This is a genomic window from Mycolicibacter nonchromogenicus, from assembly GCF_002101775.1.
Lineage (GTDB): Bacteria > Actinomycetota > Actinomycetes > Mycobacteriales > Mycobacteriaceae > Mycobacterium > Mycobacterium nonchromogenicum.
This window is the reverse complement of the sequence record NZ_LQPI01000020.1, coordinates 1-16,551: the sequence shown is the minus strand read 5'-3', so window position 1 is coordinate 16,551 and position 16,551 is coordinate 1. Positions and strand designations below refer to the sequence as shown.

The window sequence follows — 16,551 nt, the reverse complement described above, 5'->3', positions numbered from 1 at the left end:
CGGTGACCGCACGCTTTCGGCCCACCGCCGACCTGGTCGATGAGATCGGGCCCGACGTAGGTAGCTGCGACGTTCAGTTCCGCCAGTTCGGCGGCCGTACCGAATTCGCCGGTCGGATCAGCACCGTGCGCTGCTTCCAGGACAACGCGCTGCTCAAGTCGGTGCTCTCCGAGCCGGGCGACGGTGGCGTGCTGGTGATCGACGGCAGCGGTTCACTGCACACCGCACTGGTCGGTGACGTCATCGCTGAGCTGGCCCGCAGCAACGGCTGGGCAGGGCTGATCGTGCACGGCGCGGTGCGCGACGCCTCCACCCTGCGCACCCTCGACATCGGCATCAAGGCCCTGGGCACCAATCCCCGCAAGAGCACCAAGACCGGCGCGGGTGAGCGCGATGTCGTCGTCGAGTTCGGCGGCGTCGCCTTTGTCCCCGGTGCGGTCGCCCACAGCGACGACGACGGCATCGTCGTCGTATAGCGGGTCCACACCGATGGACGCCACACTGCGGGCGCGCTGGGAACAGCTCCGTGGACGCGTCGACGACGCCTGCCGCGCCGCGGGCCGTTCGCCCGAGGACGTCGATGTGCTGCCGGTGAGCAAGACCTTCGGTCCCGAGGTGATCCGAGAGGCCATCGCTCTCGGCCTGCACCGGTTCGGCGAGAACAAGGTCCAGGAGATCAAGGACAAGGCGCTGGCTCTGGGCGGCCAGGAGGCCGACCCGAGCATCGACTGGGTGATGATCGGGCACCTGCAGACGAACAAGGCCGGCGTGGTGGCACGGCTGGCCGCCGAGGTGCAGTCTTTGGACCGGCCCAAACTGGCCGTGGCGCTGGATCGCCACCTGCGCGCCGAGAACCGCGTCATCGACGTGCTGGTGCAGGTCAAGACCTCTGACGAACCCAGCAAGTATGGGCTGGACCCCGACCAGCTGCTGCCGTTCCTCGACGAGCTGGCCGGCTACCCCACCATGCGGGTGCGCGGTCTGATGACGCTGGCCATCAACACCGATGACCCCGACACCGTCCGCGGCTGTTTTCGCCGGTTGCGCGAGCTACGCGACACCGCGGCCGAACAGGGCCATGACCTGCCGCGGCTGTCGATGGGCATGAGCGGCGACTTCGCGCTGGCGATCGCCGAGGGCGCCACCGAGGTACGGATCGGGACCGCGTTGTTCGGGTCCCGAACCTACCCCGACTCCTACTACTGGCCCGAGCGGACTTAGGAGAGCGCCGCTAGGCGCTCACCGTCGCCCGGTGCTTGCTGAACTTCAGCGACTTCTCGTCCACCCTGCCGTACCGGATCAGCCGCAGATCCAGCAGATAGTTCTGCTTGAGCCGCCAGGGGGCCTCCGAACCGGACCGCGGCAGGCTGTCCATGGCGCGGCGGAAGTAGCCGGGGCTGAAGTCCATGAACGGTTCTTCCTTCACCGCGGCGCCGGGGTGCTGCGGCTCGACCTTGTCGAAACCCTTCTCGTCCATGTAGTTGAGCACCCGGCAGACGAACTCCGAGACCAGGTCGGCCTTGAGCGTCCACGACGCGTTGGTGTAGCCGAAGGTCACCGCGGCGTTGGGCACGCCGGAGAACATCAAGCCCTTGTAGGTCATCGTCTTGGGCAGATCGATCGGCTCGCCGTTGCGCAGCAGCGTCGCGCCGCCCAGCAGCTGCATGTTCAGTCCGGTCGCGGTGATGATGATGTCGGCGTCGAGCTCCTGGCCGGAGTTCAGCCGGATCCCGGTCTTGGTGAACGTGTCGATCGTGTCGGTGACGACGTCCGCCTGACCGCGGCGGATGACCTTGAACAGGTCGCCGTCGGGCGCCAGGCACAACCGCTCGTCCCACGGGTTGTAGCGCGGCCCGAAGTGCTTCTGCACATCGAAGCCCTCCGGCAGCCGGCGCTTGGCCATGGTCATCAGCGTGTTGCGCATGAACTTCGGGAATTTCCGCGACACCTGGTACTGGATGGTGCTCAGGCCGATCGCCTTCCAGCGGTTGACGAAGTGCGCCGCACCGGCGGGCAGGTATCGGTTTGTCCGCTCTGCGACGGGGTCGACCAGGGGCAGCGCGCCGATGTAGGTGGGCGAGCGCTGCAACATGGTCACGTGCCCGGCGCCGGAGTTGACCAGCGCGGGGATCAGCGTCACCGCGGTGGCGCCGCTGCCGATCACCACGATCTTCTTGCCGGCGTAGTCCAGGTCCTCCGGCCAGTGCTGTGGGTGCACGATGGTGCCGGCGAAGTCCGCGGCGCCGGGGAACTCCGGCGAGTAGCCCTCTTCGTAGTTGTAGTAGCCGCTGCAGGCGAACACGAATGACGCGGTGATCTGCTCCTGGGTGCCGTTGTTGTCCACCGTGATCGTCCACCGGTTGTCGGCGTCAGACCAGTCGGCCGATACCACCCGGTGCCGATAGCGGATCTTCTTGTCGATGCCGTTCTCGACGGCGGCCTCGTTGATGTAGTTCCAGATGTCGGGCCCCTGAGCGATCCCCTGCGCCGATCGCCACGGCTTGAACCGGAAGCCCAGGGTGAACATGTCGGAGTCCGAGCGGATGCCGGGGTACTTGAACAGGTCCCAGGTGCCGCCGAGCCTGTCCCGGCCTTCCAGGATGGCGTAGCTCTTGTTCGGGCAGCGGTTCTGCAGATGCCAGGCCGCGCTGATACCCGAGATGCCGGCGCCGACGATCACAACATCGAGGTGTTCAGTCATGACGCCAGGCTATCAACGGCGTGTTGAGTCAGTCAACACCATGTTGATTAATTCGACATGGTGTAAAGTAACCGCCATGGCCAGCCCCAACGCGACCCGTCACGGACGCCGTGGGACACGGCCGTCCGGTGACGATCGCGAGCAGGCCATTCTGGCAACGGCCGAACGGCTGCTGGAGGAACGCTCGTTGGGCGAGATCTCCGTCGACGACCTGGCCAAAGGCGCCGGAATCTCGCGGCCCACGTTCTACTTCTATTTCAAGTCGAAGGACGCGGTGCTGCTCTCGCTGCTGGAGCCGATGATCGCGGCGGCCGACTCGGAGTTCGTCGGGGCGGTGCAACGGCTGCCGACCGACCCGCGCCGGATCTGGCGCAACGGCATCAAAGCGTTCTTCGTCGCGTTCAGCTCCCACCGGGCCATCGCCCGGGCCGGAACCGAGGCGCTAGCCACCAGTCCGGAGGTCCGGGCGGTGTGGAACGCCTTCATGCAGAAATGGATCCAGCAGACCGCAGCGATGATCAACGCCGAACGCGAACGCGGCGCGGCGCCGGAGACCATCGACGCGGTGGATCTCGCGACATCTCTGAATCAGATGAACGAGCGGACCATGATGGCGGCGGTGATGGCCGAGCAGCCGTCAGTGCCGCACGACCAGGTGGTCGACACGTTGACCCACATCTGGGTCAGCAGCATCTACGGCCAAGCGTCCTGACTCGGCGAGCTGGACGCGGTCAGAACCCGCCGACGCCGAAACCGGCCAGCAGCACCGCGAACCCGCAGACCTCGCCGATGATCAGCACCACCATGCCGGCGTGCAGATGCCAGCCGAGCCGCTCGAATTGGTTGTCGGTGTCGCGCAACACGCCGTGCAACATGTAGCTGCCGATCGCGACGACGAAGAAGAAGACGATGACCATGGCTGCGGCCATGTTCACCCAGGTCGGCCAGGCACTGAGTTCCACGAATACCGCGACCAGCAGGGTCGCGAAGGCATACATCAGTGCGGCGCGATGTGCGATGTCGACGTAGACATGCGCCTGATGATCCTCCGAGGTCGCGATCTGCTGGTACTTCCACGCGCCCAACAGCAACGCGAGCAGAAAGATCAGGCCCGCGGACAACAAGGTCACCTTGGTGTCGATGTCCAGATTCATGACCACCGGCCGAGCCTACTTCGCACCGGCCAAGGCGTGCCGACCCGCAGCGGCCGGCCCCGCTAGGCTCGGCGGGATGCGCTTCGCATTCAAGACCTCACCGCAGAACACCACCTGGGCCGACATGCTGGCCGTCTGGCGCGCCGCCGACGACATCGACATTTACGAGTCCGGGTGGACCTTCGACCACTTCTACCCGATCTTCTCCGACCCGACGGGGCCGTGCCTGGAGGGCTGGACCACCCTGACGGCGTTGGCCCAGGCGACCACCCGGCTGCGGGTGGGCACCTTGGTGACCGGCATCCATTACCGTCACCCCGCCGTGCTGGCCAACATGGCCGCCGCCCTCGACATCATCTCCGGCGGACGACTGGAGCTGGGGATCGGCGCGGGCTGGAACGAAGAGGAGTCGGGCGCCTACGGGATCGAGTTGGGCAGCATCACCGAGCGCTTCGACCGCTTCGAGGAGGCCTGCCAGGTCCTCATCGGCCTGTTGAGCGCGGACACCACCACGTTTTCGGGCACCTATTACCGCCTCACCGACGCCCGCAACGAGCCCAAGGGCCCGCAGCGCCCGCACCCGCCGATCTGCATCGGCGGCAACGGCGAGAAGCGCACGCTGAAGATCACGGCGAAGTACGCCCAACATTGGAACTTCGTGGGCGGAACTCCTGCCGAGTTCGCCCGCAAGCGTGACGTGTTGGCCGCGCACTGCGCCGATATCGGGCGCGACCCGAAGCAGATCACCTTGTCCGCGCACCTGCGGTTGCAGCCGGATCGCGACTACGGCCGGCTGCTCGACGAGGCGGCAGCACTCGGAGCCGAGGGCCTGGATCTGGCGATCGTCTACCTGCCCACGCCCCACGACCCGACGGTGCTGGAACCGTTGGCCGAGGCGATCCGCGACTCCGGGCTGGCAAAGATCACGAACTGATCACGATCAGCAAACTCTGACCTGGGACCCCGAATGGTCCATGCGATCGGACCTAGGTCGCGAAGCGCATGAGTTCGTCGGCGGTGATCAAGCGCTCGTGCTTGGCGGGAAACTCTCGGCTTCTGCGGGGATGCCGCAGGAGTGACCAGGCCATACGGCCCATCCGGTATCGGTATATCGGCTTGATGTACACGGCGCTCAACCCCCGCCCCGGTTTGGACCCGATTGGAATAATACGGACCATGTTAACACGCTGTTAACGTGAGTCACATAGCTTTCTATTAGATACCCCACACGCGGCAAACAAAATCCGACGCGCCGACATTTGAGACAAAAGTTATCTATGTGATATCTGGGGCTGTAGTGGCGATCCGTTCGGCGGCCACTTGGCGGGCGCGGGCGATCGGCGCCACAGATCGCTCCACTTTGGAGCCCACCAGCGCACCGTCATAGAGCAACTGAAGGTCGCCCGCCCGCTCGTGCGCGTCAGCAACGCCGGCCTGGGCAAGCAACTCCGCCAACGTCGAATGCATCCAGCTGCGATGAGCCATCACCGGCTCGAGTTCGGTACCGGCGTACGCGCCGGCCGCGTTGACATACAGACAGCCGCGGTAACGGCGCTTCTTGGCGGCCGCGGCGGCCAGGTCGAAGAAGAGCAGGATCTTCTCGACGGGATCGCCCAGCCGCGCCGCGGCCGCCTGGTACCGCTTGCGATCAGCCTGATCCAAAGCCCTCAGGTAGGCCAGCACGAGCGCTTCCTTCGAGCCGTAGAGGCTGTAGAGACTCGCCTTCGCCACCCCGGATTCAGCCAGGATCCGGTCGATGCCCACTTCCCGAATATCCTGTGCGGCAAAGAGTTCCGTCGCCGTTGCGAGCAGACGCTGCGCGGGCGGCACGCTGCGTGCGGCGGGTGAGGCCGGCTGCCGGCCAGTTCCGGTCGTGCGCGTCATGGCAGCAGGTTAACCCAGCCGCGGCGATAGACAGGTCTGTCTGTCGCTGGCAGCGTCGTAGTCATCCGACGGCGAAAGGCAACCCATGACTCTGTACCTCTACGAGATCGCTCCGCAGCGCCTCGACCGCTCCGACGCCGACCGCGCGATCAAGGAACTCGACGCTGTCATCCACCGATCAGGCGGTGAACTGATCGAGGCCCAGGTGACCGGTGAGGCGCACCGGATCTTCGCGATCGCAGAATTCGGCTCCTGTCAGGCGCCTCCGGTCGACCCGGAATCATTGTCGGTGGCCGAGGCCAGTGGCCCGCACCCGGTACGGCTGGTGGGCGCCGAGCTGGCCCAACTCAAGGCCGCCCGCCCTGCCGCGGGCTACCTCGTCGAATGGGACCTGCCGGCCGACTTGGACATGGACACCTACCTGGCGCGCAAGAAGGCCAAGTCCCCGAAGTACGCCGACGTTCCCGAGGTGACCTTCTTGCGCACCTATGTGCGCGAAGACATGGACAAGTGCCTGTGCTTCTACGACGCCCCCGACGAGTCGGCGGTACGGCGGGCCCGAGAAGCCGTCACCACCCCGATCGACCGACTGCACCGATTGCGGGGCGAGCAGCCGTGAGCGCGCCGGTGCGCCTGGTGCACACCGGGCTGGCCGACCTCACCGCGACCGTGGCGGAGCGCGCCGAGGCACTCGACACCGGCCTCCGCGACGTCCGCGCCGACCTGGCTCGGTTCGGCTCAGCCGGATTCTTCGAGGCGGCGCTGCGCGACGACGGTCTGCCGGAGTTGGTGTCGATGATCGAGCACACCGCGACGGCCAGCCTGGCGGTCGGGTTCTCGTTGTGGGCGCACACCATGGCGGTGACCTATCTGGCCCACGCGCCGGCACCGGCACGCGATGGCCGTCTTGCGGCGCTGAGCAGCGGTGCCCGCGCCGGCGTGACGGCGATGGCAGCCGGGCTCAAGCAGGTCGCCGGCCTTGGCCCGGTTCCGCTGGTCGCCGACGGCTCCGCTGACGACCTGCGGATCACCGGACCCATCCACTGGGCGTCCAACGTCTTCGACGATTCGGTGATCGTGTTGCCCGCGCGCCGCCCCGACGGCACAACCCTGGTCGCGGTGGTCGATGCCGACGCGGCGGGTATCACGGTCGACCCCGCCCCCGAGTTGATGGCGCTGGGGGCCACCGCCTCGACGTCGCTGCGCCTCGACGACGTCGCGGTCCACCCTGATCAGATCCTCACCGACGACCTGGCATCCTTCGTCAGCACGATTCGACCCACGTTTCTGCTGCTGCAGACCTCCTTCTGCGTCGGGGTGGCCGCCGCCGCGCTCGCCGGCGCCGAGCACGCCGGCGGCCGGCTGGCCGAGCAGTTCGACACCGAGCGCGCCGCCCTGCGCCAACGGCTTAACGGGCTGCGCGAACAGCTGTTCGTGCTGGCCGGTCACCCGCAGGCGGCCGGCCTCGCCGAGATCATCCGGCTGCGCCTGGACGCCGCGACGACGGCGGTGGATGCCACCCGGCTGGAATCGACATTGGCCGGCGGCGCCGGCTACGCCACCCGCAGTGCGGCCAACCGACGGTTTCGAGAAGCGGCGTTTCTCCCCATCCAATCGCCATCGGAAGGACAACTGCGGTGGGAACTGAGTCGGTACGTGTAGCCCAGGGCAGCAAGCGTTTCGGGTCCGTCACCGTCTTGCGCGACATCGACCTCTCGGTCGGCGACGGTGAGTTCGTGGCGGTCCTGGGCAGCAGTGGCAGCGGCAAGTCGACGCTGCTGCGGGTGCTGGCCGGGCTGGAGTCGCTGGACGGCGGCACCGTCACCTGGAATTCCGACGGCAACCGGCCACGCACCGGTGTGGTGTTTCAGCGGCCATTGCTGATGCCCTGGCTCACGGTCGCCGAGAACGTGGCCTACGCACGGCGATTCGCCGCGCACCGCGCCGACTTCGACCAGGCGCGCGCCACCGGATTGATGACCCGCTTCGGTGTCGACCACCTGGCGGACCGCTATCCCGATCAGCTGTCCGGAGGGCAGGCGCAGCGCGTCGCCATTCTGCGGGCGGTGGCCACCAGTCCGCGGTTGTTGCTGCTCGACGAACCGTTCAGCGCACTGGACCCGACCACCCGCACCGACCTGCAGGGCTGGCTGGCCCAGTTGGCGGCCGAGCTGCGGGTGACCGTCGTGCTGGTGACCCATGACGTTGACGAGGCGCTGCGGCTGGCGCAGCGAGTCGTGCTCCTCGGCACTGACGGGCGCCTGCGCAACCAGTGGGCGGTCGCCACCACGGCCGACGGTCACCCCGGACTGCGCCGGGATATCTTGGCCCACTACGACGTCGATCGCCTCGGCGTCGCCGGAGTGCCGACGTGACGACGCTGAGCCGGCGCCGGCTGCTGACCGGTGCGGCGGCGGCTGCGGCGGCCGGCGGCGTCTTCGGGATCGGTGACCTGGCCCGCAGCGCCACCAGTCGCGCCGCCGACACCGCAGGCCCGCTGCGTATCGGTTATCTGCCGATCACCGACGCCGCACCCCTGCTGCTGGCGCACAGCGCTGCGCTGTATCCGGCGGGGCTGGTCAGTTCGGCCAAGCCCGTGCTGTTTCGCAGCTGGGCATCGCTTGGCGAGGCCTTCGTCACGGGCAAGGTGGATGTGGTGCATCTGCTGATGCCGATGGCGGTCCAGCTGCGTTACGCCCTGGGCGGTGGCGTTCGGGTACTGGGCTGGAACCACACCAACGGCTCGGCGCTGACCGTGGCACCGCACATCAAGGACCTTTCAGACCTGGCCGGCACCCAGGTGGCGATCCCGTTCTGGTGGTCCATCCACAACATCGTGCTGCAGCAGCTGCTGCGCGCGCACGGACTGCGACCGGTGGTGCGGCGCAGCGCTTCTCGGTCTGGGCGAACCGTGGAGTTGATCGTGATGAGCCCCTCGGACATGGTGCCGGCACTGGCGAATCGCTCGATCGGCGGCTATGTCGTCGCCGACCCGTTCAATGCGGTCGCCCAGATCAAGAAGATCGGCCGCATCCATACCTTCCTGGGCGACGTCTGGCGTGACCACGCCTGTTGTGCGCTGATCACCCGCGACGACGTGATCGCCCAGCGGCCCAACGCCATCCAGCAGGTGACTGACGCCGTGGTCGGCGCGCAGCTACTGCTGAACACCGACCGCGTCGCGGCGGCCAAAGCCCTGGGCGGCGGCCATTATCTGCCGCAACCGGTGCCGGCGGTGCAGCTTGCCCTGACCTATCCCGATCCGCCCTATCCCCTGGCGCATCCGGACTGGCAGCCGCAGCGGCTGGGCTTCACCCCGTTCCCGTTTGCCGGCTTCACTCACCGCCTCGTCGAGGCGATGGGAGAGACGGTGATCGACGGCGACCGCCGCTTCCTGGACCGGCTGGATCCCGCCCGGGTCCACGCCGACCTCGTCGACGACCAGTTCGTGCGATCCGCCCTGGCTGCCCACGGCGGGCCCGCCGCGTTCGGCCTGGCCGCGTCGCTGACCCGAAAAGAACAGGTAATCACCGCATGAGCGCCCTTGCAGTACAGCCTCATAACCAGACCGATCCGGACCCCCGGTCGCGATGGTGGGCGCGGGTCTGGCCGCCGGTCGTCAGTGTCGGCGTGGCGATCGCACTGTGGTGGGCAGCGACGTCGGTGCTCTGCGCCCCGCAGTCGCTGCTGCGCCAAACAGCACCGCAGCATGTGGTCGTGGCGCTGGCGGACCTGGTCGGTCGCGGTGTGCTGGTGTCGGACACCGCCGTGAGCCTCTACCGTCTGCTGATCGGCCTGCTGATCGCCGCACTGGTGGGCATCCCGGCCGGCCTGCTCATCGGCCTGAGCCGCACCGCCGAGCGTGCGGCCGGACCGGTGGTGGCGTTCCTGCGGATGATCTCTCCGCTGTCCTGGACGCCGATCGTCGTGGCGGTGTTCGGGATCGGCAGCCAGCCGGTGATCTTCCTGATCGCCGCCGCGGCGGTCTGGCCGGTGCTGCTCGGCACCGTCGCCGGGGTGCATGCGATCGACCCGGGCTATCTGCATGTCGCGCGGTCATTGCACGCCAGCCGATTCGAGCAGTTGACCGCGGTGGTACTGCCGGCGGTCCGGGTGCCGGTGCAGAACGGTCTGCGCCTGGCACTGGGTATCGCCTGGGTGGTGCTGGTGCCCGCCGAAATGCTGGGCGTGCGATCAGGTCTGGGGTATCAGATCCTCAACGCCCGCGACCAGCTCGCCTACGATCAGGTCGTCGCGGTGATCGCGGTGATCGGCGTCCTCGGCTACCTGCTCGACCTGGCAGCCCGCATTCTGCTCGCGCCGCGTCGTAGCGCCGCGAGCTGAATGCGGGCCGGTGGCCTCAGCGAAGCTGTGCCGCTGTCGCTGCGATCGGCGACGGCAGCGCGGTGCGGCCCATCAGATACCGGTCCGCGCTCGCCGCTGCACCGCGCCCTTCGGCGATCGCCCAGACGATCAGGGACTGACCGCGCCCCATGTCGCCGGCGACGAAGACGCCGGGCACCGAGGTGGAGTAGTCCGGATCCCGGACTACGCTGCCGCGTTCGGTGAAATCAAGGCCCAGATCTGCCAGCAGCGGCGACCGCTCGGGCCCGACGAATCCCATCGCAAGCAGGACCAGATCGGCTTCGAGCTCGAAATCGGTGCCCTCCACCTTTTCGAAGCCACCGCCCTTGCGGCGCACCTCATGGGCCCGCAGGCCGGTGACCCGGCCGTCGCGGCCGATGAACTCCTCGGTGTTGACCGAGAACACCCGCTCACCGCCCTCTTCGTGCGCCGAGGTGGTTCGCATGATCAACGGGTAGGTCGGCCACGGGGTGGAGGGGTCACGGTCCTCCGGGGGACGCGGCATGATCTCGAACTGGTGCACGTGCGTCGCGCCCTGGCGGTGCGCCGTGCCCAGGCAGTCGGCGCCGGTGTCACCACCGCCGATGATGATGACCTTCTTGCCGTGGGCGGTGATCGGCGGCTCGGCCAGGTCACCGGCCTGCACCCGGTTCGCCCACGGCAGGTACTCCATCGCCTGATGGATGCCCTCGAGCTCGCGGCCGGGGATCGGCAGGTCCCGCCAGGCGGTGGCGCCGCCGGCCAGCACAATCGCGTCGAAGTCTTCGCGCAGCTGCTCGACCGTCAGGTCAACCCCGACATTGACACCCGTGGTGAATGTCGTTCCCTCACCGGCCATCTGCTCCAGGCGCCGGTCCAAGATGCGCTTTTCCATCTTGAATTCCGGGATGCCGTACCGCAACAGCCCGCCGATGCGGTCCTCGCGCTCGAACACCGTCACGGCATGCCCACCACGGGTGAGTTGCTGGGCGGCGGCCAGTCCGGCCGGCCCGGAGCCCACCACCGCGACAGACTTGCCGGTGCGGACCGAAGGCGGAACAGGCTGGACCCAGCCCTCGTCGAAGCCGCGTTCGATGATCTCGTACTCGACCTGCTTGATGGTCACCGGCGGCTGGTTGATGCCCAGCACACAGGCCGGTTCACACGGCGCGGGGCACAGCCGCCCGGTGAAGTCCGGAAAGTTGTTGGTGGCATGCAGCCTGTCGAACGCCTCACGCCAGCGCCCGGTCCGCACCAGGTCATTCCATTCGGGAATGAGGTTACCCAACGGACAACCGTTGTGACAGAACGGAATACCACAATCCATGCAGCGTCCGGCCTGCTGACGAAGGGTGTCCTCAGGGAAGTCCTGATAGACCTCCTTCCAGTCGTTGAGCCGCTCGGAGACCGGGCGGCGCACCGGCAGGATGCGCAGGGGGTTTCTGATGAATCCTCTCGGGTCAGCCATGAGCCGCCGCCATAATTGCCTCCTCGGGGTCTGTGCCACTGGCTTCCGCCTCGGCAATCGCGGCGAGTACTCGCCGATAGTCGCGCGGCATCACTTTGACGAAGTTCCTTCCGCGGTTGGCCCAATCGCCCAGGATCGCGCGGGCGGGCACCGAGTCGGTGGCCGCGACGTGTCCCGCCAGGATGTCCCGAAGCCAGGCCACGTCGTCGTCGTCGAAGTCGTCGAAGGTGTCGAGTTCCACCATCTCGGTGTTCAGCCGGTCACCCAGCTTCCGGTCCGGGTCGTAGACGTAGGCCACGCCCCCGGACATGCCGGCGGCGAAGTTACGCCCGGTCGGCCCCAGGACCACCACCTTGCCTCCGGTCATGTACTCGCAACCGTGGTCGCCGACTCCCTCGACCACGGCCACCGCACCGGAGTTACGGACGGCGAACCGTTCTCCGACCACCCCGCGCAGGAACAGCTCGCCGGACGTGGCGCCGAAGAGGATGACGTTGCCGCCGATGATGTTCTCTTCGGCGACGTAACCCTCGGGCGCATCGAGCGACGGGCGCACCACGATCCGGCCACCCGACAGCCCCTTGCCGACGTAGTCGTTGGCGTCGCCGAAGACCCGCAGGGTGATCCCCGACGGCAGGAATGCTCCGAAGCTGTTGCCTGCCGATCCGGTGAACGTGATGTCGATGGTTCCGTCCGGCAACCCGTTGGCCCCGTAGGCTTTGGTGACCTCGTAGCCGAGCATGGTGCCGACGGTCCGGTTCACGTTGGATATCGCACTGGAGAACTTGACCGGGGTGCCCGAATCGAGAGCCTCGCGACTCATCGCGATCAGCTGCTGGTCCAATGCCTTATCCAGGCCGTGGTCCTGACCGGAGGTGCAGTACAGGTCCTGGTTCATGAACGCGGAATCGGGTTCATGCAGCACCGGCGTGAGGTCGAGCTTGTGGGCCTTCCAGTGGGCGCGGGCCAGCGTGGTATCCAGCGCGCTCACCTGCCCGACCGCCTCGTCGATGCTGCGGAAGCCCAGCGCCGCAAGGTATTCGCGCACCTCTTCGGCGACGAACCAGAAGAAGTTCTCGACGAACTCCGGCTGACCGGTGAACCGTGCACGCAACTCCGGGTTCTGCGTCGCGACACCCACGGGGCAGGTGTCGAGATGACAGACCCGCATCATGATGCAGCCCGACACCACCAACGGCGCGGTGGCGAAGCCGAACTCCTCGGCGCCCAGCAGCGCCGCGATCACCACGTCGCGGCCGGTCTTGAGCTGGCCGTCCACCTGCACCACGATCCGGTCCCGAAGTCCGTTGAGCAGCAGGGTCTGCTGGGTTTCGGCGAGGCCGAGTTCCCACGGCGCCCCGGCGTGCTTGAGCGAGGTCAACGGCGCCGCCCCGGTGCCCCCGTCGTGGCCGGAGATCAACACCACATCGGCGTGGGCCTTGGACACTCCCGCCGCCACGGTTCCGACACCGTTCTCGGCGACCAGCTTCACATGGATGCGGGCCTCCGGGTTGGCGTTCTTCAGGTCGTGGATCAGCTGCTTGAGGTCTTCGATGGAGTAGATGTCGTGGTGCGGCGGCGGCGAGATCAGCCCGACACCCGGGGTGGCGTGCCGGACCTCGGCGATCCACGGATACACCTTGTTGCCGGGGAGCTGACCGCCCTCGCCGGGCTTGGCCCCCTGCGCGATCTTGATCTGCAGGTCGGTGCAGTTGACCAGGTAGTCGCTCGTCACGCCGAATCGGCCCGAGGCGACCTGCTTGATCGCGCTGCGCCGCCACGTGCCGTCGGGCTCGGGAAGGAAACGGCCGGCGTGCTCGCCGCCCTCACCACAGTTGGACCGCCCACCGATCCGGTTCATCGCGATCGCCAAGGTCTCATGCGCCTCGGCGGAGATCGAGCCGTAGCTCATCGCGCCGGTGGCGAAGCGCTTGACGATCTCGGTGGCCGGCTCCACCTCGTCCAAGGGCACCGGTGGCCGCTCGCCGAGCTTGAACTGCAGCAGCCCACGCAGCGTGGCCAGCCGCTCGCTCTGGTCGTCGACCAGCTTGGTGTACTCCTTGAACACCTCGTACTGACCGGTGCGGGTGGAGTGCTGCAGCTTGAACACCGTCTCCGGGTTGAACAGGTGGTATTCACCTTCGCGGCGCCACTGGTACTCGCCACCCACCGGCAGTTCGCGGTGCGCCCGCTCTTCCGGGCGATCCAGGTAGGCCAACTGGTGCCGCGCCGCGACATCGGCGGCGATGTCGTCGAGGGTGATCCCGCCGATCGGGCAGTACAGACCGGTGAAGTACTCGTCGAGAACGTCTTGGGAGATACCGATGGGCTGGAAAAGCTGCGCTCCGGTGTAGGAGGACCGCGTCGAGATCCCCATCTTGGACATGACTTTCAGCACGCCCTTGCCGGCTGCCTTGATGTAGTTGGCCAACGCCTTCTCGCGGTCGAGGCCTTCGATCTGCCCCCGGTCGAGCATGTCCTTGATGGACTCGAACGCCATGTACGGGTTGACCGCGGCGGCGCCGAATCCGATCAGGGCGGCGATATGGTGCACCTCGCGGGCGTCACCGGACTCCACCACCAGACCCACCTTGGTGCGGCTGCGCTCGGCGACCAGGTGGTGATGCACGGCGGCCGTGGCCAACAGCGACGGGATGGGGGCCATCGTCTCGTCGGACTCCCGGTCGGAGATCACCAGGAAGCTGGCACCCTGGGCGATCGCCTCCGAGGCCCGAGCGCACACCTGCTTCAGCGCTGCGCGCAGCCCGGCGCCACCCGCGGCTGGCGGATACAGACAGCTGATGACAGCCGTGGACAGACCGTGCGGGCGTCGGTCGCCGATCTGCTCCTCCGGACTCAGCTTCAACAGCTTCGCCAACTCGCCGTTGCTCAGGATCGGCTGCGGCAGCACGATCTGATGCCAGGTGGGTTCGTCGGTGTTGAGCAGGTCACCTTCGGGTCCCAGCGCACCCTGCAGGCTGGTGATCACCTCTTCGCGGATGGCGTCCAACGGCGGGTTGGTGACCTGGGCGAAAAGCTGCTGGAAGTAGTCGTACAGCAGCCGGGGCCGCGCCGAGAGCGCCGCCACCGGAGTGTCGGTGCCCATGGATCCGATCGGCTCGGCACCGGAGCGCGCCATCGGCGCGAGCACCAGGTTGAGCTCTTCGTAGGTGTAGCCGAACACGTGCTGTCGCAACAGAACCCGGTGGTGATCCATCCGGGGTGCGTCGCCGGGAGGAAGCTCGTCGATCCCGATCAGGCACTCGTCGATCCACTGCTGGTACGGCCGTTCGGCGGCCAGCGACGACTTGATCTCGCTGTCGGAGATGATCCGCCCGGCGGCGGTGTCCACCAGGAACATCTTGCCCGGCTGCAACCGCTGCCGGTGCACCACCGTGGCCGGGTCCAGGTCGAGGACACCGGCCTCGGAGGCCATCACCACCAGCCCGTCTTCGGTCACCCAGATCCGCGACGGCCGCAGTCCGTTGCGGTCCAGCACCGCGCCCACCAGGGTGCCGTCGGTGAAGGTCATCGAGGCCGGCCCGTCCCAGGGCTCCATCACCGAGTCGTGGTACTCGTAGAAGGCCCGGGTGGCCGCATCCATGCTTTCGTGCCGTTCCCACGCCTCCGGGATCATCATCAGCACCGCGTGCGGCAGGCTGCGGCCGCCCAGATGGAGCAGCTCGAGCACCTCGTCGAACCGGGCCGTGTCCGAGGCCCCCGGCGTGCAGATCGGGAACAGCTTGTCGCCCGGGTTTTTCGCGCCGTAGCTCTTTCCGGAGCCGAACAGGTCGGTGCGGATCAGCGCCTCACGAGCACGCATCCAGTTCTCGTTGCCGGTGACGGTGTTGATCTCGCCGTTGTGCGCGATACGACGGAACGGGTGGGCCAGCGGCCACGACGGGAACGTGTTGGTGGAGAAGCGGGAGTGCACGAGGCCCAGGGCGCTCTGCATCCGCTCGTCGGCCAGATCGGGATAGAACGCCTTGAGCTGCGGCGTGGTCAACATGCCCTTGTAGACCATGGTCCGGCCGGAAAGGCTTGGGAAATAGACGGATTCCCTTCCCGGACCGTCCTGGCCGGGGCCCTTGCTGCCCAGCTCGTGTTCGGCGCGCTTGCGCACCACATAGGCCCGGCGCTCCAGGGCCATGCCGGACGCCCCGCCGATGAACAGTTGCCGGAAGGTCGGCATCGCATCACGTGCCAGCGCGCCCAGCGAGGAGTCGTCGGTCGGCACCTCACGCCAGCCGAGCACCTGCAGACCCTCGGCCTCGACGATCTTCTCCAGGCCGACGCATGCTGCCGCCGACTCCTTGGCCGACTGGGGCAGGAATGCGATCCCGGTGGCGTAGCTGCCCTCAGGCGGAAGATCGAAGTCGACGACGGAGCGCAGGAACAGGTCCGGGATCTGGATCAGGATGCCGGCGCCGTCGCCGCTGTTGGGCTCGGCTCCGGCGGCGCCGCGATGCTCCAGATTGAGCAGCGCAGTGATCGACTTGTCGACGATGTCGCGACTGCGCCGACCATGGATATCGACCACCATGGCCACCCCACACGCGTCATGCTCAAACGCGGGGTTGTAGAGCCCCACCCGACTGGGCGCCATCGCCACCTGACCCTTCGCACGGCCTTGCCCGCTGCCCAATAGGGACAAACGATCAAGGGGATTGGTCCGTGCGACGTTGAACGGCGTTCCTGCCTGAAAAAACTCACAGGCAACGCCACGATATACCCCTACCCAGCAAACGTGCCAGTTCGCCTGACAGCGGGCTCGTTGTGAGGCGCGTGTTACCTCACCGAAATAACCGGATGATGTTCAGGAAATGTGACCTCCCTATCGTTTGCCTGTCTGCACGCGAAGGAGACCACATGGCCACCGACATTTTTAAGCTCGTCGCCGACGAGTCCGTTGAGTACATCGACATTCGTTTCTGCGACCTTCCGGGTGTTATGCAGCACTTTTCGATCCCGGCCGCCGCGTTCGACGAGTCGGTGTTCGA

The 16,551-nt window shown here is 67.2% G+C and carries 15 protein-coding genes; 10 read left to right on the top strand and 5 right to left on the bottom strand.

The window, feature by feature from the left end:
• The first annotated feature begins 2 nt into the window (after positions 1-2).
• Together rraA and AWC18_RS01295 are read left to right on the top strand one after the other, a co-directional pair.
• Complete coding sequence (gene rraA / locus AWC18_RS01300) at positions 3-476, top strand: ribonuclease E activity regulator RraA (RefSeq protein ID WP_085137174.1); 474 nt, start codon at positions 3-5, stop codon at positions 474-476.
• Between the two features lie 13 nt (positions 477-489).
• On the top strand, positions 490-1,221 hold the full coding sequence (locus AWC18_RS01295; RefSeq protein WP_085137172.1) for a YggS family pyridoxal phosphate-dependent enzyme: 732 nt from the start codon (positions 490-492) through the stop codon (positions 1,219-1,221).
• A 10-nt stretch (positions 1,222-1,231) separates the two neighbouring features.
• On the opposite strand, the gene AWC18_RS01290 is transcribed toward AWC18_RS01295, so the two are convergent.
• Positions 1,232-2,701, bottom strand: a complete 1,470-nt coding sequence (locus AWC18_RS01290; RefSeq protein ID WP_085137170.1) for a flavin-containing monooxygenase — start codon at positions 2,699-2,701, stop codon at positions 1,232-1,234.
• 76 nt (positions 2,702-2,777) lie between these two features.
• Here AWC18_RS01290 and AWC18_RS01285 point away from each other — a divergent pair, with 76 nt between their 5' ends.
• Positions 2,778-3,413 carry a TetR/AcrR family transcriptional regulator gene (locus AWC18_RS01285; RefSeq protein ID WP_085137168.1) on the top strand — a complete coding sequence of 212 codons (636 nt, stop codon included), beginning with the start codon at positions 2,778-2,780 and terminating at the stop codon, positions 3,411-3,413.
• A gap of 19 nt (positions 3,414-3,432) precedes the next feature.
• Here AWC18_RS01285 and AWC18_RS01280 read toward each other — a convergent pair whose 3' ends face one another.
• Complete coding sequence (locus AWC18_RS01280; protein WP_085137238.1) at positions 3,433-3,855, bottom strand: hypothetical protein; 423 nt, start codon at positions 3,853-3,855, stop codon at positions 3,433-3,435.
• 76 nt (positions 3,856-3,931) lie between these two features.
• On the opposite strand from AWC18_RS01280, the gene AWC18_RS01275 reads away from it, so the two are divergent.
• A complete protein-coding gene (locus AWC18_RS01275) occupies positions 3,932-4,789 on the top strand; it encodes an LLM class F420-dependent oxidoreductase (RefSeq protein ID WP_085137166.1) in 858 nt (285 codons plus the stop codon).
• Positions 4,790-5,130: 341 nt separating this feature from the next.
• On the opposite strand, the gene AWC18_RS01270 is transcribed toward AWC18_RS01275, so the two are convergent.
• Positions 5,131-5,739 (bottom strand): TetR/AcrR family transcriptional regulator, encoded by a 609-nt coding sequence (locus tag AWC18_RS01270; protein WP_085137164.1) that lies wholly within the window; start codon positions 5,737-5,739, stop codon positions 5,131-5,133.
• Positions 5,740-5,824: 85 nt separating this feature from the next.
• Here AWC18_RS01270 and AWC18_RS01265 point away from each other — a divergent pair, with 85 nt between their 5' ends.
• The 5 genes from AWC18_RS01265 to AWC18_RS01245 are packed head-to-tail and all read left to right on the top strand — an operon-like array spanning position 5,825 to position 10,083.
• On the top strand, positions 5,825-6,358 hold the full coding sequence (locus AWC18_RS01265) for a DUF4242 domain-containing protein (protein ID WP_064996413.1): 534 nt from the start codon (positions 5,825-5,827) through the stop codon (positions 6,356-6,358).
• A complete protein-coding gene (locus AWC18_RS01260) occupies positions 6,355-7,401 on the top strand; it encodes an acyl-CoA dehydrogenase family protein (RefSeq protein WP_208858303.1) in 1,047 nt (348 codons plus the stop codon). The genes AWC18_RS01265 and AWC18_RS01260 overlap by 4 nt, the downstream gene beginning before the upstream one ends.
• A complete protein-coding gene (locus AWC18_RS01255; protein WP_085137162.1) occupies positions 7,377-8,114 on the top strand; it encodes an ABC transporter ATP-binding protein in 738 nt (245 codons plus the stop codon). The genes AWC18_RS01260 and AWC18_RS01255 overlap by 25 nt, the downstream gene beginning before the upstream one ends.
• Positions 8,111-9,277, top strand: coding sequence for an ABC transporter substrate-binding protein (locus AWC18_RS01250; RefSeq protein ID WP_085137161.1), 1,167 nt, complete (start codon positions 8,111-8,113; stop codon positions 9,275-9,277). The genes AWC18_RS01255 and AWC18_RS01250 overlap by 4 nt, the downstream gene beginning before the upstream one ends.
• Positions 9,274-10,083, top strand: coding sequence for an ABC transporter permease (locus tag AWC18_RS01245; protein ID WP_085137159.1), 810 nt, complete (start codon positions 9,274-9,276; stop codon positions 10,081-10,083). The genes AWC18_RS01250 and AWC18_RS01245 overlap by 4 nt, the downstream gene beginning before the upstream one ends.
• A 16-nt stretch (positions 10,084-10,099) precedes the next feature.
• On the opposite strand, the gene gltD is transcribed toward AWC18_RS01245, so the two are convergent.
• Both gltD and gltB read right to left on the bottom strand, forming a co-directional pair.
• Positions 10,100-11,551, bottom strand: coding sequence for a glutamate synthase subunit beta (gene gltD, locus AWC18_RS01240; protein ID WP_085137157.1), 1,452 nt, complete (start codon positions 11,549-11,551; stop codon positions 10,100-10,102).
• The gene (gene gltB / locus AWC18_RS01235; protein WP_085137234.1) at positions 11,544-16,157 is read right to left on the bottom strand and encodes a glutamate synthase large subunit; all 4,614 of its coding nucleotides are present in this window, start codon (positions 16,155-16,157) and stop codon (positions 11,544-11,546) included. The genes gltD and gltB overlap by 8 nt, the downstream gene beginning before the upstream one ends.
• A 263-nt stretch (positions 16,158-16,420) precedes the next feature.
• Between gltB and AWC18_RS21895 the strand changes: the two genes are divergently transcribed.
• Positions 16,421-16,551: hypothetical protein (locus AWC18_RS21895; RefSeq protein WP_234806396.1), on the top strand; the 131-nt coding region annotated here is incomplete at its 3' end.